The sequence below is a fragment of the Paenibacillus sp. XP01 genome, assembly GCF_057364885.1.
In genome coordinates this window covers 5,068,672-5,089,677 of sequence record NZ_CP139481.1, presented here as the reverse complement: position 1 = coordinate 5,089,677, position 21,006 = coordinate 5,068,672, and the positions used below count along the sequence as shown (strand labels likewise).

Genomic DNA, 21,006 nt, shown 5'->3' with positions numbered 1-21,006 from the left:
CAAGGTGGGTTCGAAAATTACGCCGTTCAAAAGGGAACAAAAGAAGGTGTGGTAATGTAGTGGCTATGGAGTTGGGATTAAGTAAAGGTGATGATAAATGTATTCAAGAAAATTTATCAGAGAACAATTAATTGATGCAATACATGGTGTGGAAGAAGCGAAAAAGTATTTGGAGGAAAGGTTTGATGATCCTGACTTATTGAATTTATTAATCAAGATCGCTATGGATGATTACTCTACGGATGCATCTGCGGGGGCATCTTATTGGATCTCACATTTTGAAGAAGAGCTTCTAGAAAAAGTAGAAGAAAAGCTGTTAATTCTTCAAAAATATAAGCTCGGTTCCATTTCAGCATTTGCTATTATAGCTCTATCAAAAATAAATTCCGAAAAGGGGAGAAAGTACCTGTTAAGACATAGAGTTGGTCCAAATATGAAATGGTGGGAGTCAGAGGCGCTCGAAAATTATCTGAAGAAAGATAGCCCCGGAAATGGAAACGATTGAGAAATTGTTATATGAAATATAAGACTATAACTAGATTATCTTCATCAAAATTTTGCCCTGATTTGGTTTATTCCAATCAGGATTCTTGTATTAATAGGTAAAATTTTAAAAATAACATTACATTATTAATTGTGACTTTGTAGGAGATCTATTCATGAACGAAACAGTGCTTTCCTATTGAAAGGGAACGAACATCGCCCAAACGATGTTGCTAGCTCAATTCAATTGAGCGGATCGGGGGGGGGGAATCCAACTACAGGTGTGACTACCTCATTCCCAATTTGGGGAAGATAAACATGGAAGACTTCAAGAGGAGAAGAAATTTGTGAAAGAATTTGATCCAGACTTTAAATATATGGGGAGTCTATTAAAGTTTATTGATACCGAATATATGACAAAAGAAGACTATGACAAAATTGAAGACTTCGATTTTAATATTGAAGAAGATCAAATAGAAATCATAAGAAGATTGATCGTCATAGGAATCAATGCTCAGTACAATGATTTTGAGCTTGACAAGTTCAGACATGTACTCGGAATGTGCATGGATTTGAGCGAGAAAGAAATAGAAGAACTATTTCAAATGTACTCACCGTGTGATGATATATTAGACAAAAAAGGTTTTATAAATAATATTTATAAAGAGTTGTTGAACCTTTATAACTTTTGAGTTACTAAAAGAGTTTGGGCCTTGATTGAATTTTAATCAAGGCTTTTTTGCGTGCAAACGGCGTATGAATATACGCCCGAAGGTCAGGTAGCGCGGCTCCACACCCGGGCAGCCGATGGCACGGTCCTGCTCGACAACCGCTATGCCTATGACCGGAGCGGGAATACGATCGGCTGTTATGGCACGCAGGATCAGGCCGAGTATCGATACGATGCACTGGATCGGTTGGTGGAAGCCCGGTATGCCGGATATGGCACGGAGCAACTGGCGTATGACGCGGCAGGCAACCGAATATCTCGCATCTGGAACGGACAACGGACAAGCTATACGTATGATACAAGGAACCGTCTGCTCAGCCTGATTGAGGAAGCATTGCAGGAAGAGAACGAGGAACAAGGTAGAGCGAATGAGCGAACAAGCGGGAAAAACATCCGTTACGCTTACGATGCGCAAGGCAATCTGATTCAGGAGCATCAAGGAGAGCAGACGACAAGCTACGTCTATGATGGATTCAACCGTACCATTCGAGTCGAACAAGCGGATGGACGAATCGTGCAGCATGGCTACGACCCGGAAGGTTTGCGAAGTAGGCTGGACAAGGACGAGACCCTACGCCATTTTGTGCATGATAGCTGGCATGTCGTCAACGAGTTGGATGATTCAAGGCGAGTACAAGCTTCTTATATCCGTGGTCATGAATGGCTTTCGCAACTGGACGATCAGGGCGATGTGGCTTATTATGTAAATAATATCCACGTTGATGTCACTCACCCGACCGGATCACAGGGCCAGATCCTGAATGCGCACACGTATGATGCCTTCGGGAACATGCTGTCTGCAAGAGAGCAACGTGTCAATCCGTTCCGTTATGCGGGAGAAATGCAAGATGCGTTGACAGGACATTACTACCTGCGCGCCCGGTTTTACAATCCGATCATCGCGCGATTTACGCAAGAAGACACGTACCGTGGAGACGGTCTGAACCTGTATGCGTATGTTGCCAACAACCCGATCCGATATGTGGACCCGAGTGGGTATGCGAAAGCAGGAAGCGGAGGAACATCGGCTTCTTGTGTGAATAAGGGTAACACGGATGGTTCGTCTGAGGGGACAGGTAGAGCTCAAACAAGAGCAGATATAATAAATACTGTCCAGGATACACTAAGCCCGGCACTACAAAAGATTAAAGAATTGGATCCTAATGCTGTGGTTGGATATAGAGGTTCTTTAGCAACAGGTCAGAAAGGTGAGCATAAGGGTTATGCTCCATTTGACCCGACAAATTTTGATATTGATGCATTTATTGTTAGCGATAAGTTGGCAGAGACCTTTCCTAAGAAAGTTTATTGGAGATCAGCCAGAAAAGTTAGTGATGACATAAACCAACTATCAGACAATCTTGAGTCGGATTTCCGTAATATTTTCCCAGGGTATCGTTATGAGCCAGATAAACCGTTTACTTTTAGAATATATACCGAAAAAGAATTTAACAAAAAAATCTTTGATAAAGGTGTAAATTTTATTGAATAGGAGTGTTTTTATGGTGCCTTACTTAGAAGGAATAGTAGCTTTTCAATCGAATCAATCACTTGAGGAAGTTGGTAAATTAATTTCTGAACGATTATTTGGAGGGTTGCAATTTCAAGGCAAAGAAGAGTATATATACGAGGAGATTCCAGCTATATACATTTCTGAACTCATAATAGGTTTAAGAGTCGTATTGAGCGGTTATAATGGATTTGATGAAGATGAGAGATTTGTACTTGAGCTAGGTCCATTGAGAGGAGTTCCTCGAAATGGTGAAAAACACAATCTTAGTGCGTATTTAGAAACACTTTTCTCTGATTTTCAAGAATTTAAAATACTGAATAATTAGGATTATTTACGACTTTGGTAGCGAGATCGTACAATACAACCAAAAATCCAAAACTTAACAAATACACTTGATAAACATTCAAAAGCTCTTTTCCACTTGAACGATAAGTAGGAATGAGCTTTTTTTGCATGCCCAAAATCAAGGGAGGACGAATCGAATGGCAAAAGAAGTGCAAGCAGTAGCAGAGGAGATAGGATTTGCGGAGATTGCAGCAGCAGGACCGGAACCAACGGGTACTGGACCTGGCGTACAATTTCAATGATCAGCTTGTTCGCAGACGAGAGCTGTCCAGCGGCGAGGAAGAAACGTACACCTACCGCGAAGACGGTCTGTTGATTTCGTCCGCGAATAACGAAGTGCTTACGACTACGACTATAACGAAGATGGTCTGCTCACGGCCAAATCTCAGAGTCAGTTCGGTGTACGGACAACGGATGCGGCACCACGTCCCGTACTGCGCTACGAATATGTCAGTGGCTTGATAAATCGGAAGAAGCAGAATTTTGAATTCATATGGTAAAGTTGATAAGCCAACGATAGTCCAGAAGGTTTAGAATTAGAAGTGAAGTTGGGGAATTTTATCAGTTACAAGAGCGGTTATTTTTCTTAATTCAAAACAGAAATGATACCCTGTAAGTGACACATTCAGGTTGAAAGAATAAAAAGGTGGTAAGACGGTGTTTAAAATGTATCTACATTATGAAAATAACTTTGATAAAGTTACGATTGAAAAAAAGAGTATGATGATAATTTTGATGATCACACAAGTATAATATCTGACATTTGTGGATATTTGCATCAAACTGGAGAGATTGATTTTATTGTTTCAGGCTTTGGAAGTGAGCGATGGCCTGTAGATTGTAAATTTGATCTTCCACTGATAATTGAGGAATTGCCAGATATAATTCAAGAGTTCAACAAAAATGAATTTAGTTTCTGCTTGGGTTTTTACGAACAAAATGTGATGAGAGAGATAAATTTTAGTGAAAAAGAGGGGAGTCTACATCTTGCTTGTAAAAGTATAACGCACGGATGGTCACCCTCTCCATCAAATTTGATAATGAAAAAATTATCTATAAAAAAATGTTGGAAGGATTATTCAGGGATTTTATTTTTTGTAGTCAAAAAATATGTCCGGAACTGTTAGATGAAAAGCTTTTTTAGAGATTGGATTTCCTTATATCCGACTATTCAAATATGTTATTGAAATATCAACCTGCTGCTGTACAAGATTGGACTTCGTGTTCCGGCCGGATTCTGAATAGGGGATAAATAAGTGGATACCTTATTGTGATTCAAGAAGACTAGATGCAGGTGTATTTGATGAAGTTTGGTGATAATATTTACGATACAGTGCATAATTTGTGTAAAATTCAAAGGAGAACATCTATGCTTAAAATGGAACTACAGCCTGTTGAAGTGCCTTGGATGATCAGTGCCTCCCACGATTTTTCCTGTTTTAACGGTATAGAAAATCGGGAAGTAAAGGTGCAAGTCATGGTTGGGTATAATAACCAGCATTATGAAAAAGTCATATCAAGATTAAACGGAGTATATGGAGAAGATATTCCTGATAAAGAATATAATAGAGCTGGAAATGGTATGATTGAAATTAAATTCACTCCGATCTGTGTGTTTAATATATACGGAAAGGTAGAGGGTTATGAAAAATACGATTTCAGCAAAGTAAACAAGTACTATACAGGAGAAGCTTCTTTAAGTCATGAATGGGATACAACCAATATATGTCCAGATCCAGGCCTCTATGAGATTAAGAAGTCAACAATGAAGGAGAATTATGGATACAATTCTTCGAAAGTAAAACACTGGGTATTACGCGGTCATGATTCATGTATCGATATACTCGCATATTCATTTGAATGGAGAACATTGGAGTGGTGAGGAACGTTGGCGCTTAAGGTTAAAAGGCAAGCGTGTTGGTTCTTGATACCAGGGAAGAATTAAACGTGGAAAAAGAGCGTGTTATTCAAATTGTTGGTAATTTGTTATCCGTAGTAGGGACAGAAAAAGAAGATGTAGTTGTGAAAGAATTTGAAGTTTGACGGAACTTCAATAGGCAAGGGGAAAATGGAGAATATTGGATGGAGTGATGGAAGAGTTTCTTGAAGTTTACCGCAGGATGAAATTGTGGTATACATACCGGCGGCAGGTCGCCAAAGTAAAGAAGATGGTTTTTAATTCGTTCATACGAGTAAACATCCAAACGTACCTATACCTTGAAGTGGACTAAACTTGTATGCAAATTATAAGGAGTACATCCGAAATGAATCGTATGATTAGGAATAAAATGAACGAAATCAAAGGAAAGTTAATGGATATGCCTGATGGTATTCTGTTGGGCAAAATAGGCGAAGTGCTCTCGGGCGAACAAGAGATCATTAACAAAATGGAAGCGTACACGAAATACGTTGAATTTCTACGCGAGTTTAATGGTGCATCGCTGGGCGAAATAGAACTCTTTCCTTTGCAGGAAATAGAACGAAACCAATTTTATATAGACCACTTAATTGGTGGGCAGGCTAATTGGAGATGTATTGGTCATATCTTGTATGAACCTCTAATAATAAAAAAAGATAATGGTCATGTATATAGGATTTATCGTGATTCTGAACAAGATGAACCAACAGAATGTTTCGGATGTTTTGATGACTTTGTCATGGACTATGCGCTGGGGGATAAATATAGAACGGTGGTCCCCATTGACACGGATGATTTGTGGGTGAAGTTGTTGATTGAAGGAGATGGAAAATATGAATCCTGAATTGAATTCTTTACTCCAAATGATTAGGCATGAACTTGAACAGGACAGTAGCAGTATTATTTATGGAGTTATGCAAAAAGGCATTGACACGTATGAAAATATCATGGGCAATTCGTGCAGTTATACGAGTTTCTAACAATCTGTAATGGTGCGAGGTTCGGGAGTGTGGATTTGTGGTCCTACGAGGACTTGAAAGAACATCAATATCGGCTAGGTCAATGGATTGCAGAAAGCGATGAATGGCTTGAAATTGGACAACTTCTGTACGAACCAATAGTTATGAATAGATGGACGAGTGAAATATGCATACTCATGGATGAGATTCCGTTAAATGAGTCGAAAAAATATAAACAGTTGGATGACTTTTTAATACTTCATATTTTTGGGAAAGGCTATCAGGAATTAGTGCCTGGCTTTGAGTGTGATGAGTGGTATCACTTTTTAGTCCGATTAAAATTAGTTTGAACATGATTAAGAGCTAATGCAAGATCATTTCAAAGGATTCAGCAAACATCAAGTTCACGTAATCTAGCGTTGATGTGTATGTTCAATATTGATAAAAGCGCTTATGGATATGGGGTGTTTAGTGATGATTTGGGAGCTAGAAAGTAATACGTAAGGATTCCAAACATTTCGACTTGTTGAATTTGAGAGAAAATCTAAAGTCTTTTCAAACGCGTTCAATGGTGCAGAGTTAATTCGCGATCATAAATGGAGTCCTGTGTTTGTTGAGGTAGCAGATGATGGCATGGAGAGTGATTTTCCTCATTTCTGGGGTGCTACTGGAGTGCCTATGATAAGTGAGAATGCAAAGAGAATATTAGAAGACGTATTGGAACATGAAGTGGAGTTTCTTCCTGTTATGTACGGTGAAATAACATATTATGCTATCCATGTGCTCAAAAATTTGCATGCCGTTGATAGCACGAAAACAGAGTTAAGACAATTGCCCAGTGGTTTAATTGTTGGGTTTAAAAAACTTCATTTTATACAAAACGTTATTGAAAACCATCATATATTCAAAGTCTATCTTAATGATAATCTATATAGCACCTCTATATTTGTTTCGAATGTCGTGAAGGAGACTGTAACCAAACACCAACTAATAGGATTTAAATTCAAAACAGTTTAGTTGCAAATAAGATTTGGTTGGAATGGCTAAGTTAATGGGGGAAGTAGTGATGTATACATGGAGAAATTGACTGAGGAGCAGGTGACAGAACTTGTAAGAAAAATTAGAAAGGGAGAAGGTGATGACATAGAACTTGTGCAATGGATATCCGAGATATAATTAGCAACCTCTAATCCAGAAGTAATAAAAACAATAATGCTTGGTGATGGAATCACTGTAGAAGAGATTGTTGAGACGCTTTACATATACAAAGCGATTATATTGTAAAAAACGGGAATTATTAATTGGGTTTATATAGGTTGAACTAAACACTCACACGGAAAACGGAGTGGGCAGAAAGAATCTGAAGAAGCAGGTTGGAGGGATGAATGAATCAAGTACTTAGAATTCTAATAAAAAAACTGATTGGTGACGAAATAACAGCTAATGAATTTTTGGATTGGTTCAAAGGAAACAAGGACATAGCCGGTAACTTTGACCAACTATTAGAGGGTATTTGCAGAGAGAAGAATAAAAATGACCTGGGATTAATATTTTATGTAGGATTTACATTCGATCTGTTTAAAGAAAGACATCTGGAAATATTAAACCAGTTAATCACTGAATCTTGGCACAAGGCACATGAAGATATTGCTGGTTTACTTCAGTATTTCAAATCCAATACATCAGTAGAAAGTCTTTATAGAGCGGCAACAACTGAATTTAAGTACCTTCATTACACAACTGCTCTTGCCGTAAAATGTATTTGGGCACTAGGAGATATTAATACGCCAGAATCTCAAGAGAAATTAAAGCTTTTAAGTCAATCCAACGTAACGGAAATTAAAAAGAATGCTGTATTTCAGTATCAAAGGAATATGAATCGTATTTCCGATAGATTATAAGGAATGTGTCATGAATTTTAATGGAGGATATCCAGAGCCGAATTTATTTGAATATGATAATGAAGCACAAGGAATATTCAATGATTTGATTAGCTTTACTAACCCAGATTTGAATATGTCTATGATATACGAATATTCAAAAGAAGAGCTTCCGGAAAGAATAGTTCCATTCGGAAGGGATCCTTTTGGTAACTTTTTATGCTTTGATTATCGTTCTATGCAGGAAAATCCTACAATTGTATTTTATGATCATGAAAGTGAAGTCGAAGAAGAAAAAATTATTTATGTATGTGATACTTTTACACAACTATTATCTGAACTATACTCTCAATAAAAGGGTGAGGAGATTATGAAATTCGAAATTAACTATAGACCTACAACAGCAGACAAAATAAGAACTTTTCAAACTCAGTATAATATTTTACTAGCTTCAGACTATGTGGAGTTTCTTCTGAGGAATAATGGTGGGAAGGCGGTTAAGCGCCGCTTCGATACAAAAGACGACACTATCACATCCTCCATTATGTTATTTTTGCCACTAGACGCTGAAGAAGATAAAAACCTTGAATCGTATTTTATTAATTATAATTTAGGTGAAATTGTTCCTAAACATCTAGTCCCTATTGGAATCGATCCAGCAGATAATTTAATTTGTATTTCAGTGGATGATAAGAGCAGAGGGGATGTATATTTTTGTGACATAGGGTATTTTGAACAAGACCAGGGACTGAAAAAAGAACACATTTTATTGATAGCTAATTCTTTCAGTGAGTTTTTGGATTTGCTGTACATCCCCGAATAAGCTGCGCTAATCCGGAACTAAGTGTTGAAGCTTTTTCAATACTTGGTTCTTTTGTTTGTCCACTGTGGACATTAATTTAAAAGCCCTATGTGATACATACTTCAGCTACAGTAATCAAGAATTGACCTGTTATTTGAAAATTCAAATTCGAGTAAGTCGAATACGGAAATTTGGAGTTTGTTTCAATCAGTAAATAATGGAGTAGTGGATTGTCAACAGAAAATCAGACAGTAAGGTATTCTAGACATATCCTGATAGTGGTAAGATATCCCATATATAGGCAAGGGAAGATCGTTTATCCGGTGGAGGGTATTGGAAAAAATATAGTATTGATTAATTCAGAAGGAGGAGTTTAACCTGAAAAATGATCTAAATCCAGAATTTTTTCTTATTAGAATGTTTCCAACTGTCCCCATTGAAGGGGAGATTCTAAATAAAATATTAGATGCATTTGAAGAAACTGAATATTTTAAGCCGACTACATGGGGAAAAGGAGAAAGATCAAAAGCTCATTATGATCGAAATGTTATTGTTGAAGAGTTTTCCTTAAATCAAGTGCTCTCCGAGATTTATCTTCGAAGAGATAAGTCCTTCAAGTATGATGGGAAATTTTCAACTCAATTGTCTCCAAGATCATTTGTAAGTTTTAAATTTGATAAAAATATTAAACCAGATTACTGGCCACATATATTTGATCTTTCAAATAAGCTTGCAGAAATTATCAAACCAAGTTATGGAGTTACTCATATTTTTTGGCCCGCACCGGATAACATGGATATTGAATTTGAAAAGGATTTTTTGTGGATGGATTACTGTGCTCAGCCAGCTCCGGTAGATTTTATACAAAGTGGGCCAGCCGGAGTTGGCATGAGAACTTATATTAGTGGTAAAGTAATGGAATTATTCGGTAAAGATTTCTTGCAAAACATGCCTGCCATAGTATCAAACACTGATTGGGATGGGTTACAAATTGATTTACATGATAAACCGTGGCAGGCGGATGTTGCTCAGATCGTCGATAATTTTAAGAAAACAATGGTTTATTTAGAACAGAAAGAAGTTTTGGCCATACCAGAATTTGACGAACAATTAAGAGGTGTAACTTTTAGTCCTAACACTGCGTGGAGGAATAGAAATAAATGATGATATCAGGGAGATAATTAATGGAGGAATAGAATGCTATGAGTGTTAGAAACAAGTTGTTAACCGAAATTAAAAGTGCAATAGAGAATAATGAAATATTAGATAACATTGATATAAGTGGTGTTGACTTGTCTTTCCTAAACTTTACAGGAATTACAGCTGATCGTTTACAAGGTCAAAAAACAGATTTTAAAGGAACAGCACTTATGAATGCCTCTTTTAGGGATTGCAATTTTGATGAAGCAGTATTCGAAAATTGTAACTTTCAGGAAGCGGATATAGCTGACTGTTTTTTTTATCGAACACAATTTCAACATGTTTCTATGAAAAAAGCTAAGTTAGCTATTAGTTTTTGTTCAGAGGCTTGTTTTGATGGGGCCGATTTATCTGAGAGTATTTTAGTGGGGACTTCTTTTGATGATGCATCATTCGTAAATGCTAATTTAAGTCGTGCAGATGCCGAAAGTGTAGTATTTATAGGTGCTGATCTTACGGGGGCGGATTTAAGTTATGGAAATTTCGAGGAAGCCGACTTTACTAATGCTAAACTTGACAGGGTTAGATGGAAAGGTGCAAATATCAAAGGTGCTGTTTTCGATGAGATAATAAAGGGGAAAATAATTACGTTAATCTGATCCAAAGAGGAACCTCACTCTAAAATGAAAAGCTGGCACAATGGTATTATCCCCTATAGTAGACAGGATCTGGTAAGATGACTTAATCTTGTTGACTAAGGGGATTTTTTGCAGATGTAACGTTTTCAACACCATTAGATAAAAGTAGTTGGGTATGAATATTGGAACTCGTACTTTCCCTGTTTCTCAAAGTTTTTTACAACGGTAAATCAGATAGATACGCTGATCTAAATCATGGCAACGAAAGACAGAAACGCCGGACGATGAATATTTTCATACCTGTTGCTTCTGGCTGCGGTAATTAATTGTGGCTGCTAAGGAACTCGAATAACAATTGTTACTTTTGTGGTTAATTTATCAATTACATCCGTATTATTACAAATGTTGATTAAGAAACCGATATACATATAGTCAGGGTTTTGAAGCATAAATACATACGATTTTTCTAATAAAAGTGATTTTGGAGAAGAGGCTTCTAAACTAGGCAACGTATAGACTTACTGGATTTGGTGTAGATGTTGTCAAAGTAAAGGATTGGAGTAAGGCTATAAAATAATTTCTTCTAAGGAGAAGGAAAATGATAAATTCAAAAAAATTGCAAATGGCATAGAAAAGATATATCAAGAATTTTTCTGAGGGATTAACACTGGAAAAATCGTTAAAGAAGTATGAAGAGGCTAAAATAGAAAATTCCGATATTGTGGAAAAAAACGAAACTGAAAAGGATCATATCCTGTTAGTTAATATGTATAGAATATCTTCTTACTGGCTATCGGAATGGAAACATCGTGTGCTGATTAAGGGTGAGAAGAACGCAATGGGGCTAAAACAAATACAGAAAGTTGTTTTTTACCAATGTATGGTCCGACATATATATAAAGATCGTTACCCGAACATGATGTTGATTCATTATTCTTTTAAGTTAAATATAGTCGCTCTAATTCATTTCAGCATGTATGGATGGAAAAAAGAAGAGGATGTTTTCTTTGACTTTATTGAAAAATATCTCGGGGAAAACATCATGAGGGCCAATGATGATAATCGACATGTTTGGTATTTGCTTGAGTTATATTTGCGAAGTTCTGACAAAACGCTTTTTGGTGTGAATCAAAATATCCATACGAGGGTTAGATCAAAGCTGGCTGAAAAAGGTCTGGATCATGATATTATTCCGGAAGAACTTGGCATATACGGTGAAGTGTTAGACCGTTGGAACACGCCTGACCTGGATGAGATCACACAACTGATTGGTAAAATGTCAGAGTACCATTCTGTGCTAGCAGCGGAGCTGGGGCAGTCATTAGAATTCGGAGATTTTCGCTATACCTTTTATCCACATGAAATCTTATTTTTACTGCATGTACGAAAAAGGATAGGTTTGCCGAATCCAACGCATTTCGATGATTTCCTCATGAATTCGCCCGAAGCTAACATCGAGATTCAAGACCCCGAGCCGTATCCGGATCCGGACCCCATTTTGCAAATGGTGGATGGTTACTATCGTAAAAACTACCCTGAGTATATTCCGAACAAGTACGGAACGCTGTTTGAATAGAGGAGGAGAAGAGTATGGAAGATGAAGACTTGGTGCCCTTGATTTTCAAAAATGCAAAGGACATTGATCAAATTTTGAATGACCCTGACGAATCGTTGGTATACTTCAGCATGCTAAACCATGGTTTAGCGACGAAACAATTTTTATTTTTGGACTACAAGGGGGAAGAGGGACAGGAAATCGTCAATTATATTTTGGATTATGAGTTTGCTCACGACATTGAACTAGGAACTGCAGAAGAATTAGAGGTGTTGGGAGAGTTTGACTATACATATCTTCCGGAGAAAATTAGGGAAGTGAACAAGTTAATCTCACCTAAAGGTTATGGTTTGTTTACCTATCCGACGACAGGAGACTTTTACGCGTTGTTTATCGCTGAATTGGAGCATAACCATGCGTTTAGTCAGGTTGATTTATTGGGAGATGAAGATATCCCGGAACGAGAACGTTGTATTCAATTGTACATTTAAAGGTTGTTGGAAAAGTGTAAGGGGCGCCGGTTAAAACAACTGGGGCCTGCTTGTCAGGTTCGATGGAGCTTGTGTTGGATGAAGAGGAATGCAATGTCGGTGAACTGGAGTTGGGGCGCTTCAAGCTGAAAGAAGGTGCAAGGCTCCGGCAGGATTACCAGACGTTCGCGGATCTTGCGACCGAGTTCACACATTGCATGTCATCCATGTTCCCTATGGTCAGCACGTTGTCCCCGCTCATGGTGAGGGATTATGCGGACCGGATCTTGGCCGGAGCAGGAGGCCGGGGCGGACGTCTAGGCTACTTGGGTGGCGGTCCACAGCGAATGATCGTGGATTAACAATACCAATAGAGAAGGGCGTGTTTTATCGTATGGAATATCTTGATCGCAAAGTGATTCCCATGTTATACAGCCAACGAGGCAATGAAGAGGTTGATCAGAGCAGTACTGTAGACGAGAACATTACAGCTGCGCATAGGCAGCGCGTTGGTGATCCTGCCGAAATGCCAACGATGCTGCGCATTGGAAACGAAAACGTATTTTTGAAACGTACGGAGTTGTTCGACGGTAGAGTAGCCGCCTTTCTCCCACGTTCGTTGCGTTTGATTTCGGAGAAGGAAGCAGACATGAAATATCCCTCTTCTAATCGACCGGAACGGATATATACCAACGATACGGGCACAGTCAATTTTACGTTCAATAGATTGGACCATCGGATTTCGGCAGAGGAGATGACCTCCTTTACCGAAACGATGGCGAATGTCCTTCGCAGTACACAACCCATTAGACAATGGGATAAACAGGGTGTACGCATTACAGATACAGGGCATGTCCTGGGTTACTGCCAGTTTTCCGTTCAGGGGTTGAATGATCAGATTTACAATTACATCGGTTTTACGATCTTGGACCAGAAGGTTCTGGTATATGGATTTAATTGCACGGATGAGGAGAAGAAGGATTGGGTCGAGCCTGGCGAAATGATACTGAATTCGCTTGAGATCCTTTGATGTAGAAGGGAGATGGGAGCATGAGTCTGACTTATGAAAATCTGATTATTGAGCCGTATGAATTACTGCATTTGCAAGAACTGACGATCCGCAAAAAGATGAATGAGCACACCAGGCTTGTGTTCCAAGGCATGGTATCGGAGGAATGGAAAGATCGCTATGTCGATGTTACGGATCGAGATACGCCTGTAGAAGTGTGGCAAAAAGACGAAGAAGGCAACAAAACCCCGTTGTTCAAAGGCATACCGTTGTCGGTTGAAGTGCAGGTTGTCAGAGGCGTGTATACGCTTCGAGTCGAAGCGATCTCACATACATATCGGATGGATATTACCAAGCGGACGCGGACGTTCCAAAATATTCAAATGACGTTGCCTGAATTGTTGAAAGAACTGGATCAGGATTATCCGGGTCTTGACGTCATTGATGAGGGGACGGGCGGGGCCAAGATTGGCAAGGTTGCCGTGCAATATCAGGAAACGGACTGGGCGTTTCTTCGGAGACTTGCTTCGCGCTTTCATACCAGTCTGATGCCCGCCGCCCAATTTGACAGTCCAAAATTTTATTTCGGCGTCTTCGAGCACGGAAATTCGATCGATCTGGATAATACGCGGTATACGATTCGCAAAAACATGTCTCCATTCATGTACTTTACCGAGAATGATTCGCTGAAGGTCAGCGAGTCGGATTTCATTGTGTACGAAATCGAAACCGACCAGGTCATGGAACTTGGACATCATATTACTTTTCGAGGCAGAAGCTTATATGTAACAGAAGCTTATACCGAATTGGTGAGCGGAATCGTGAAACATCAATATGTCCTCAGTCTTCACAGAGGGCTGCGGCAAAAGACATACTACAATTCGTTAATTGCCGGTAGCTCGCTGCTTGGACGCGTCATTTCCGTGCACAGCGGTCATGTCAGAGTGCATCTGGACTGCGATGAAAAGCAGGAGCCGGAAGAAGCATTGTGGCTCCTGTATCAGTCGCCCTACATCGCTGAGGGAAAGACAGGATGGTATGTCATGCCGGAAGTGGGAGATCCGGTTGCGGTCTATTTTCCAACGCATGATGAGGAAGAGGCCTATGCGACAGGAGCTCCCCGCCTGGATAACCAGGTTACGGGAACGAATCAGTTGAATAAGCCGGATCACAAAATTTTCCGTACGCCTTACGGCAAAGAGATCAGACTAACGCCGGATGCCATTTCCATTAGCAGCAAAGAGGGCGAAGTATTTATTCGGCTCAGCGGGGATGAGGGCATCCAGATTACGGGCAGCCAACAAGTCCGCATGTCTGCCGGAGGCAACATCTCACTGAAAGCCGGGAAGAAAATAACGTTATCTGCCGATTCGCAGTTACTGCTCGAAGGTGGCGGGGGAACGTTCAAATTGGATGGACAGGCAAAAATGAGCGGATCGGAAGTGAAAGCCAACTAGTTTGGCTTTCATGAAGGGAAGGAGGAGAAGGGCAGATGGATCGCAAGGAGTCTCTCTTGCATTTTTATACCTGCCAGGTGGAACCCGCTAGAGCAAAGCTTATGGAAGATTTGCAGCATACGCTGGTTACGAGGCGCACGGAATTGGAAGCCGAGTTCATAGATCATTTCAAGCATATGATTCGGGATGTTAGCGAAGCCCAAGAACGGGGGGAAAAGGGGAATGTTGCCTATATCCAGTATTCCATGCTGCGAACAGAATTGGTAGGAGGGGCCATGAACATCCTGGTTGAGGCATGCGATGATTCATGGTTGCTGGATCGTGCTCCAATCCGGGCATTCTATTCAGCTAACTGGGCGTATGAGTGCATTGGACGGATGCTGGATGGATTAAGAGAAGCGATCCCCAACTACCAAGGAAGCGTGCCGCTGGTGGAATTGGACCGAATCATGTTACGGGAAGCGGGATTGGTAAACCGGTATCTCGTACAGTTCATACGCCGCAGCTGTCGCGCTTTGGAAAACATCCAGCTAGACTCGCTTATGCATTTGGACCAGGTATTCGAAGTGCGAGTGGGTGAGTATCTGGATGCCAGTGAGTGCGTCTTTCGTTTGGATCGGCGAAACAGAAGCATTGAGGATATTGGCGCGGCATTGGAAGAAAGCGACGGTCTGGAGGTCATGTATGCACATTTTAAAGGACTCGATATGAGCGAAATGGAGTGCAGCGATCTGGATTTTCGTTACAGCCGCTTTGAACATATCGACATGCATTCAACCGATTTTCAGCGCTGTGTTCTGGTGGGGACGCTTTGGCGCAACTGCGATCTGGATGACGCCAACTTCACGGGAAGTGTTCTGCATGGAGTAGACTTTAGTGGCTGTTCATTGGCAAGAGCTGTATTCCGGGACACGATCGGAGAGGTAGGGCATGCGGAAGGACTCGTGCAGGGGCCAGGTTATGATGCGCTTAACTTCGAAAATGCAAACCTTGCAGGAGCCGATTTTCGCGGGGCACGCCTTCGCGGAGCCATATTTCGCGGGGCTAACCTGACCGGTGCGTTATGGGACGGCGCCGATGTAGAGGGGGCTATTTTTGACCATACAGAGAGGGGAGACGCCGATGATCCGATACTTTCGTTTAACGGCTGATGACAGGTGGATCCACCGGGTAGAAACGGAACCTGTTGGGGAACTGCAGCGCAGGGCTTGGGTTCAAGCTTTCCAGGATTCGGGCAGTGAGCACACTGCCATTAACCTTTATGTGCGCGGCGGGTTCCATGTGGATTATACGGATTATTTAGAACAACCCATGCCCCTGGTATCGGATCGGCTGCTTGAAATACTTACGTTGTACCAGCCGCGAATCCAACGAAGGGCCACTGTATTAACGGACAAGGAACGGATGACCCAGGAGACATACTGGGCTATTCATCCTCCTGCATTGGCCAATGTATTATCCCCTCAAACCCTTAGGCGAAAGGACGGAAGTCTGGAGCAGATTGTTCTGAAGCGGGAATTCCCGGAGTCGCCCTTGTTCCAATTAATGGAGCTGCGCGAAACCGTGATCATTGTCAACCTTGCTTTGGCCGAAAGCATTCTGCGCCGTGATGTAAAGGGAGTGCGGTTGGTTCCATTGGACATGGAGCAAGCCTATTAGAAAGGAGCGTTAAGATGGCGGAAAATCAAGATCAGGAGGCACAGATTCGAACGTCTGGAGAAGCCTCCAAAGGTTACGTCGTTGCAGGAGCGATCCTTAAATGCAATTGCGGGACGCAACGTACACGATTGAAGATTCCATTCAGCCATGGAGTTTATATTAAAGGCAAGGCACAGATGACGGTCGAAGATTATGTACCAGGCATTCATATCGGTTCATTCGGCAATTGTTCCAATCCACTGAATCCAGCAGTGGCGGCAAGTACAATGGTTGACATCTATGGGGTCAAGAAAGCCCCATGCGTACCTGTATTGACTATGCCTTGGCTTCACGGAAAGGGAGATACCAAGGTGGAAGGGAAGGCTGCGCTGCTGAGTCACTGTACGCATAAGTGTCTGTATGGCGGCGATATCGTCATTGAGGATGACGGGCAGCAATTGGACTTTTGACGATGAGTGAAATCACGGAGAAGAAGCCTGATCGTATCGGATACGAACAACTTCGCCTATATTGGCCTTATCGTGCACAGTGGCTGGAAAACGTGCAAATCACCCGTCAGGTAAACGAGCATGCGAAGCTATATGTTAGCGGCATCCTTCCAGAAGAGGATGGACCGGGTATTCTCCGGGTTCAGGCAGAGGGAGAACCTATTGTGCTCAGGCAAATCGATGAAAGCGGCAGATCCGTGCGGCGTCTCTTCCATGGGGTCTTGACTTCGTTCACGGTTCATCTGTCGGGAGGCATTTATCGGTTTGAGCTTGAGGCGATGTCCAATTCCTACCAAATGGATATTCGCCTGGAGGAACGGGCCTTTCAAAACAGAGGCTGGACGTTCAAAGAACTGATCCAATTCATCATGAAACCCTATCCGAACTCGGACGTTCTGGATCAGGTGACTGGTGATACCAAATTAAGCCACCTTGTTTTACAATATAAGGAGACCGATTGGATGTTCCTGCGCCGGCTCGCCTCAAGGTTCGGCACAGTGTTGGTGCCCGAGATTACGGCAGCGTCTCCCAAGCTCTTTATCGGTTTGCCGGTAGGCAAGTTGTGGAAGTGGCCGGAGGACCAGCCTTACCAGGTTCGCAAAGAGCTGGGCGGAATGGATTGGCATGGCTCCGATGTAGAGCATCGTTATATCATCCGTGGGCCGAAAGGCACGCAAGGCGTATTACAATATACCATGGAAAGTTCCGAGACCTATGCACTCGGAGACAAGGTTGAGCTTCCCGATGGCAGGGAGCTAACCGTCGTGTATGCATATTCCCGTCTGGAATCGGGTCTGTTGATGACCACCTATCGCATGGTTCCCGAGGATCAGATTCGCGTTCCGCGCTGCGACTTGTCGGACCTGATTGGCTTGTCCTTATACGGTGAGGTGGTTCGTGTCATTCACGATCATGTTCAGCTTTCATTGCCGATGGACGAAGGCCCTATGACGCAAGGGGCGGCCTGCCCCTATCCGATCGCTCCGGCTTATGCGGCTGAAGGACATAGCGGGTTGTACATCATGCCGGAAATCGGGGATACGGTGGAACTCTATTTTCCGGGGAGCCGGGAGTCCGGAGCATACATCCGCCATGCTGTTCCTGAGGGGAAGCGATCTGTCAGCGGTGGATCGGATCATAAGGTGTGGGGGCATCCTGCTGGAAGCTCCATCGGTATGTCGCCTGAGGAGGTTACGCTGCAAGCCGGATCGGGGATGACGATCACCTTGAACGACCAGGGTGTAATCCTGGAAAGTCCGGGAAACCTGTCCATTCAGGGAAGCAATATTACATTTAAAGCTGGACAGATCGAAGCTACGGCACCGGAAGCGATCTGGCTGCTTGGCGGCGGAGGCAGCTTCATATTGGACGGAGAAGCGAATGTTCGGGGGAGCGTGATTCAGCAGGAAGGCAGCAACAAAGCGCCTGTGCATGTAACAGATTTGCCGCCAGAGCCGGAGCCGCCGTTAATGCCGATCGAGGAGTATGAAGCGGCCCAGGCTGCTGCAGCCGCAGAAGCCGCCGCGGCAACGCAAGCATCGACGACCAACCCCAAGGCAGGTTCATTGTTTGGAGCAGCGCTCGCTGTTGCCGGTATGATACCGATCGTAGGTGCACTTGTAGGAGCGGCCGCTGGAGCTCCAGCCGTTGGAATGGTAGCTGCGGCGGCAGGCGTCATTGGGGGCATCCCCAAAACAGGGTCATTCAGGCCTTCCGCACAGAATTTGCTTGATCGTCTCACAAGCGGATTTGTTGAGTTGCAACAACAGGAGAACGATGCCAAGGCGATGATGCTTGGTAAAATGCTGACGGCTGCCCGAGAGCTCACGATGGCCACGTCCCCTACGGATTGGGTCAAGAAACTGTTGCAACAGAGCACCGAGATGAGCGCTGCTTATTATGAGGTTCCGCCGTATATTCGGGAGAAGTGGGTTAAAGCTTCTGCGCCACCAGAACCCGCAGATCCGGGTTATCGTCTGGTGTACAACTCACAATGGCGATTGTGGTTGCCTGTTAATGAGCAGGGAGTTACGGATCAGGCTGCTTTGCAGGCGTACCAGAAGGATAAAGGGAAGATAGACATGGGTCCCTTGTTACAAGGCCCATACCCGGTAGAACCTGTTGTGGATCTCTATCAGATGCAGATTGATGATCTTGAGCAAGGGAAACAGCCTTTTTCTGGAAGACCGGTTAGCGAAGAATATGCTAAAATGATGATAACTTGGCTGAAGGTAAATCAAGCTTTTTCTGGACTTCAAATGATGGTAGGCAGCGTGTATGGTGCCAAGGGAGTATCAGGAGCACAGCTTAACAAGGCATTGTCTGGATCGAAGGCTATACCTAGTACAGGTACAAAAACCAGTGTGACGAGTACGATGATCACTGGGGTGAAGAACTTTGGCAAGAAGTACTGGGAAGACCACTCGGTTATCAGGATCGTACCTGGGTACTTTTGGTCTAAAGAAGAAGGTACGGGAAATCGAGTAGGGAGCATCAAAAAGCCAGCAGGAAAAGTTACCAATAGCGAATCGGGATCACCCCCTAAACCAGCAAAGAATGCATCCGAATCGGAGAGTAATAATACGAGTCGGACGCCTTCGTCAAAAACAAGTGAGTCAGACACGACGACACCGCCGAAAAACAACATGACGTCGAAGAACAAACCAAATGAAAATGAATCAGAGTCACCTCCTAAACCAGCAAAGAATGCATCCGAGTCGGAGAGCAATAATACGAGTCGCACGCCTTCATCTAAAACTAGTGAGTCAGAGACGGCAACAACGCCGAAAAACAATACAACGTCGAACAATAAACCCAGCCAAAATGGTCCGCCGAATGAGGTGAACTCATGGAAGTCTTCTGCACCGAAGAAGACGGATAAGAGTAAACAGCAAGCTGATTCGAAAACGCCGGAATCCTCCCAGTCAGAGAAACCTAAAGTGAATCCGAATAACAATAAGCCAAAGGATGACTCTGGAGCCACTGAGGGGACGCCTAAAGCTCCTAATAAGACTCATGTTGATAATCCATTTGACGATGCAGGTAAGCTAAAACCGAATGTGAAATATAAAGCTGGTGAGCACCAATATGACTACGAAACGGATCATATGGGGAGAATTGAAAAATTTACTGCTGATGATTTAAAATTGACTACAAGAGATGAACGATTACCGCATGCTGCAAATACACCAGGTAAGCAGCCTGGCGACCATGCAGGTCACTTGGCAGGGGATAGGTTCGGCGGTTCTCCTGATTTAGACAACCTTGTTTCGCAATCAAGTGAAGTAAATTTAAGCAAATATAAAAAACTTGAAAACAAATGGGCAAAAGCATTAAAAAACAACAAAAATGTAAAGGTTGAGGTTAAAATTAAGTATGACGGCGAGAATCCTAGACCTACAGAATTTGAAGTAATTTATGAAATTGATGGAGCTATTGATAAGCTTGTTATAAAAAATTAAGGAGAGATTCTATTGACTAAGAGTTTTGAAGATTACTTTTCAGAGTTGCAGGCTGACATGGTATCTACATGTTTGGAGTACGTAGATCGCAAAGCAGATGATATTTATTTATATTGTTCTTATGAACCAGAGGCCTATTATTTTAATGTGTTTTATAGGATTAATAAGACATTTGTACTAAAGCATAAGATTAACGATGCCGTTAAAGTAGTAAATGGTACACCAGAATATAACTATGATGTTTCAAGGGATAGACAATTAGGGCTCTTAGATATTGGCACCGAGGATCTAAAGAAAATTCATGAGGTTTGTAAAGCTTTCAGACGAGAGATGCCGACTGAAATGAAATTACATTACAACGTTGAAAAAAATAGTTTAGCGGCAAATTTTAAATATGATCTGGTATATTCAAATGATGATGAATTACTTCCAGACGATATATTCGAACAATGGTTTGAAGAGATTAAGTCACAAGGGTAGTACACTTTAGGTTTGAAAA

24 protein-coding genes are annotated in these 21,006 nt (G+C 42.0%); all 24 read left to right on the top strand.

Annotated elements, in window-relative coordinates; genetic code table 11:
* Positions 1 to 97: 97 nt before the first annotated feature.
* The 24 genes from SNR34_RS23030 to SNR34_RS22915 all read left to right on the top strand — a co-directional run bounded on the left by SNR34_RS23030 (position 98) and on the right by SNR34_RS22915 (position 20,987).
* Positions 98 to 505, top strand: a complete 408-nt coding sequence (locus SNR34_RS23030; protein ID WP_486180248.1) for a hypothetical protein — start codon at positions 98 to 100, stop codon at positions 503 to 505.
* 325 nt (positions 506 to 830) lie between these two features.
* The gene (locus tag SNR34_RS23025; RefSeq protein ID WP_486180247.1) at positions 831 to 1,175 is read left to right on the top strand and encodes a hypothetical protein; all 345 of its coding nucleotides are present in this window, start codon (positions 831 to 833) and stop codon (positions 1,173 to 1,175) included.
* A gap of 51 nt (positions 1,176 to 1,226) precedes the next feature.
* A complete protein-coding gene (locus SNR34_RS23020; protein WP_486180246.1) occupies positions 1,227 to 2,705 on the top strand; it encodes an RHS repeat-associated core domain-containing protein in 1,479 nt (492 codons plus the stop codon).
* A 10-nt stretch (positions 2,706 to 2,715) separates the two neighbouring features.
* Positions 2,716 to 3,051, top strand: coding sequence for a hypothetical protein (locus SNR34_RS23015; RefSeq protein ID WP_236421088.1), 336 nt, complete (start codon positions 2,716 to 2,718; stop codon positions 3,049 to 3,051).
* A 197-nt stretch (positions 3,052 to 3,248) separates the two neighbouring features.
* Entirely contained in the window at positions 3,249 to 3,533 is a 285-nt protein-coding gene (locus SNR34_RS23010; protein WP_236421087.1) for a hypothetical protein, read from the top strand.
* Positions 3,534 to 4,440: 907 nt separating this feature from the next.
* Positions 4,441 to 4,953: a hypothetical protein gene (locus tag SNR34_RS23005; RefSeq protein ID WP_486180245.1), complete on the top strand. Its 513-nt coding sequence runs from the start codon at positions 4,441 to 4,443 to the stop codon at positions 4,951 to 4,953.
* Positions 4,954 to 5,335: 382 nt separating this feature from the next.
* Positions 5,336 to 5,833, top strand: a complete 498-nt coding sequence (locus tag SNR34_RS23000; RefSeq protein ID WP_486180244.1) for a hypothetical protein — start codon at positions 5,336 to 5,338, stop codon at positions 5,831 to 5,833.
* A gap of 189 nt (positions 5,834 to 6,022) precedes the next feature.
* Positions 6,023 to 6,298 (top strand): hypothetical protein, encoded by a 276-nt coding sequence (locus tag SNR34_RS22995; protein WP_486180243.1) that lies wholly within the window; start codon positions 6,023 to 6,025, stop codon positions 6,296 to 6,298.
* Between the two features lie 256 nt (positions 6,299 to 6,554).
* Positions 6,555 to 6,965 carry an imm11 family protein gene (locus SNR34_RS22990; RefSeq protein ID WP_486180242.1) on the top strand — a complete coding sequence of 137 codons (411 nt, stop codon included), beginning with the start codon at positions 6,555 to 6,557 and terminating at the stop codon, positions 6,963 to 6,965.
* 368 nt (positions 6,966 to 7,333) lie between these two features.
* Entirely contained in the window at positions 7,334 to 7,849 is a 516-nt protein-coding gene (locus SNR34_RS22985) for a hypothetical protein (RefSeq protein WP_486180241.1), read from the top strand.
* 10 nt (positions 7,850 to 7,859) lie between these two features.
* On the top strand, positions 7,860 to 8,183 hold the full coding sequence (locus SNR34_RS22980; RefSeq protein ID WP_486180240.1) for an SMI1/KNR4 family protein: 324 nt from the start codon (positions 7,860 to 7,862) through the stop codon (positions 8,181 to 8,183).
* A 15-nt stretch (positions 8,184 to 8,198) separates the two neighbouring features.
* Positions 8,199 to 8,651: an SMI1/KNR4 family protein gene (locus SNR34_RS22975; protein WP_236421079.1), complete on the top strand. Its 453-nt coding sequence runs from the start codon at positions 8,199 to 8,201 to the stop codon at positions 8,649 to 8,651.
* Between the two features lie 396 nt (positions 8,652 to 9,047).
* A complete protein-coding gene (locus SNR34_RS22970) occupies positions 9,048 to 9,794 on the top strand; it encodes a hypothetical protein (protein ID WP_486180239.1) in 747 nt (248 codons plus the stop codon).
* A gap of 38 nt (positions 9,795 to 9,832) precedes the next feature.
* Positions 9,833 to 10,429, top strand: a complete 597-nt coding sequence (locus tag SNR34_RS22965) for a pentapeptide repeat-containing protein (RefSeq protein ID WP_486180238.1) — start codon at positions 9,833 to 9,835, stop codon at positions 10,427 to 10,429.
* Between the two features lie 619 nt (positions 10,430 to 11,048).
* Positions 11,049 to 11,984, top strand: coding sequence for a hypothetical protein (locus SNR34_RS22960; protein ID WP_486182505.1), 936 nt, complete (start codon positions 11,049 to 11,051; stop codon positions 11,982 to 11,984).
* A 14-nt stretch (positions 11,985 to 11,998) separates the two neighbouring features.
* Entirely contained in the window at positions 11,999 to 12,454 is a 456-nt protein-coding gene (locus SNR34_RS22955; RefSeq protein WP_486180237.1) for a DUF6630 family protein, read from the top strand.
* Between the two features lie 50 nt (positions 12,455 to 12,504).
* Positions 12,505 to 12,795 (top strand): hypothetical protein, encoded by a 291-nt coding sequence (locus tag SNR34_RS22950; protein WP_236421074.1) that lies wholly within the window; start codon positions 12,505 to 12,507, stop codon positions 12,793 to 12,795.
* Positions 12,796 to 12,815: 20 nt separating this feature from the next.
* Positions 12,816 to 13,463 carry a hypothetical protein gene (locus SNR34_RS22945; protein ID WP_486180236.1) on the top strand — a complete coding sequence of 216 codons (648 nt, stop codon included), beginning with the start codon at positions 12,816 to 12,818 and terminating at the stop codon, positions 13,461 to 13,463.
* 20 nt (positions 13,464 to 13,483) lie between these two features.
* Positions 13,484 to 14,899: a phage baseplate assembly protein V gene (locus SNR34_RS22940; protein WP_236421072.1), complete on the top strand. Its 1,416-nt coding sequence runs from the start codon at positions 13,484 to 13,486 to the stop codon at positions 14,897 to 14,899.
* A 35-nt stretch (positions 14,900 to 14,934) separates the two neighbouring features.
* Complete coding sequence (locus SNR34_RS22935; protein WP_486180235.1) at positions 14,935 to 16,050, top strand: pentapeptide repeat-containing protein; 1,116 nt, start codon at positions 14,935 to 14,937, stop codon at positions 16,048 to 16,050.
* Complete coding sequence (locus SNR34_RS22930; protein WP_236421070.1) at positions 16,022 to 16,558, top strand: hypothetical protein; 537 nt, start codon at positions 16,022 to 16,024, stop codon at positions 16,556 to 16,558. Before SNR34_RS22935 ends, SNR34_RS22930 begins: the two co-directional genes overlap by 29 nt.
* 14 nt (positions 16,559 to 16,572) lie before the next feature.
* On the top strand, positions 16,573 to 17,007 hold the full coding sequence (locus tag SNR34_RS22925; RefSeq protein WP_236421069.1) for a DUF4280 domain-containing protein: 435 nt from the start codon (positions 16,573 to 16,575) through the stop codon (positions 17,005 to 17,007).
* 2 nt (positions 17,008 to 17,009) lie between these two features.
* The gene (locus SNR34_RS22920; RefSeq protein WP_486180234.1) at positions 17,010 to 20,507 is read left to right on the top strand and encodes a DNA/RNA non-specific endonuclease; all 3,498 of its coding nucleotides are present in this window, start codon (positions 17,010 to 17,012) and stop codon (positions 20,505 to 20,507) included.
* 12 nt (positions 20,508 to 20,519) lie between these two features.
* On the top strand, positions 20,520 to 20,987 hold the full coding sequence (locus SNR34_RS22915; protein WP_236421067.1) for a DUF600 domain-containing protein: 468 nt from the start codon (positions 20,520 to 20,522) through the stop codon (positions 20,985 to 20,987).
* Positions 20,988 to 21,006: the final 19 nt, after the last annotated feature.

Excerpts from the sequence above, each read along its gene's own strand:
- SNR34_RS22955 (WP_486180237.1), top strand. The coding sequence starts at position 11,999 with ATGGAAGATGAAGACTTGGTGCCCTTGATTTTCAAAAATGCAAAGGAC.
- SNR34_RS22940 (WP_236421072.1), top strand. The coding sequence starts at position 13,484 with ATGAGTCTGACTTATGAAAATCTGATTATTGAGCCGTATGAATTACTG.
- SNR34_RS22985 (WP_486180241.1), top strand. The coding sequence starts at position 7,334 with ATGAATCAAGTACTTAGAATTCTAATAAAAAAACTGATTGGTGACGAA.
- SNR34_RS22925 (WP_236421069.1), top strand. The coding sequence starts at position 16,573 with ATGGCGGAAAATCAAGATCAGGAGGCACAGATTCGAACGTCTGGAGAA.
- SNR34_RS22965 (WP_486180238.1), top strand. The coding sequence starts at position 9,833 with ATGAGTGTTAGAAACAAGTTGTTAACCGAAATTAAAAGTGCAATAGAG.
- SNR34_RS23000 (WP_486180244.1), top strand. The coding sequence starts at position 5,336 with ATGAATCGTATGATTAGGAATAAAATGAACGAAATCAAAGGAAAGTTA.
- SNR34_RS22980 (WP_486180240.1), top strand. The coding sequence starts at position 7,860 with ATGAATTTTAATGGAGGATATCCAGAGCCGAATTTATTTGAATATGAT.
- SNR34_RS22975 (WP_236421079.1), top strand. The coding sequence starts at position 8,199 with ATGAAATTCGAAATTAACTATAGACCTACAACAGCAGACAAAATAAGA.
- SNR34_RS22920 (WP_486180234.1), top strand. The coding sequence starts at position 17,010 with ATGAGTGAAATCACGGAGAAGAAGCCTGATCGTATCGGATACGAACAA.
- SNR34_RS23015 (WP_236421088.1), top strand. The coding sequence starts at position 2,716 with ATGGTGCCTTACTTAGAAGGAATAGTAGCTTTTCAATCGAATCAATCA.
- SNR34_RS23005 (WP_486180245.1), top strand. The coding sequence starts at position 4,441 with ATGCTTAAAATGGAACTACAGCCTGTTGAAGTGCCTTGGATGATCAGT.
- SNR34_RS23030 (WP_486180248.1), top strand. The coding sequence starts at position 98 with ATGTATTCAAGAAAATTTATCAGAGAACAATTAATTGATGCAATACAT.
- SNR34_RS22970 (WP_486180239.1), top strand. The coding sequence starts at position 9,048 with ATGTTTCCAACTGTCCCCATTGAAGGGGAGATTCTAAATAAAATATTA.
- SNR34_RS22930 (WP_236421070.1), top strand. The coding sequence starts at position 16,022 with ATGATCCGATACTTTCGTTTAACGGCTGATGACAGGTGGATCCACCGG.
- SNR34_RS22935 (WP_486180235.1), top strand. The coding sequence starts at position 14,935 with ATGGATCGCAAGGAGTCTCTCTTGCATTTTTATACCTGCCAGGTGGAA.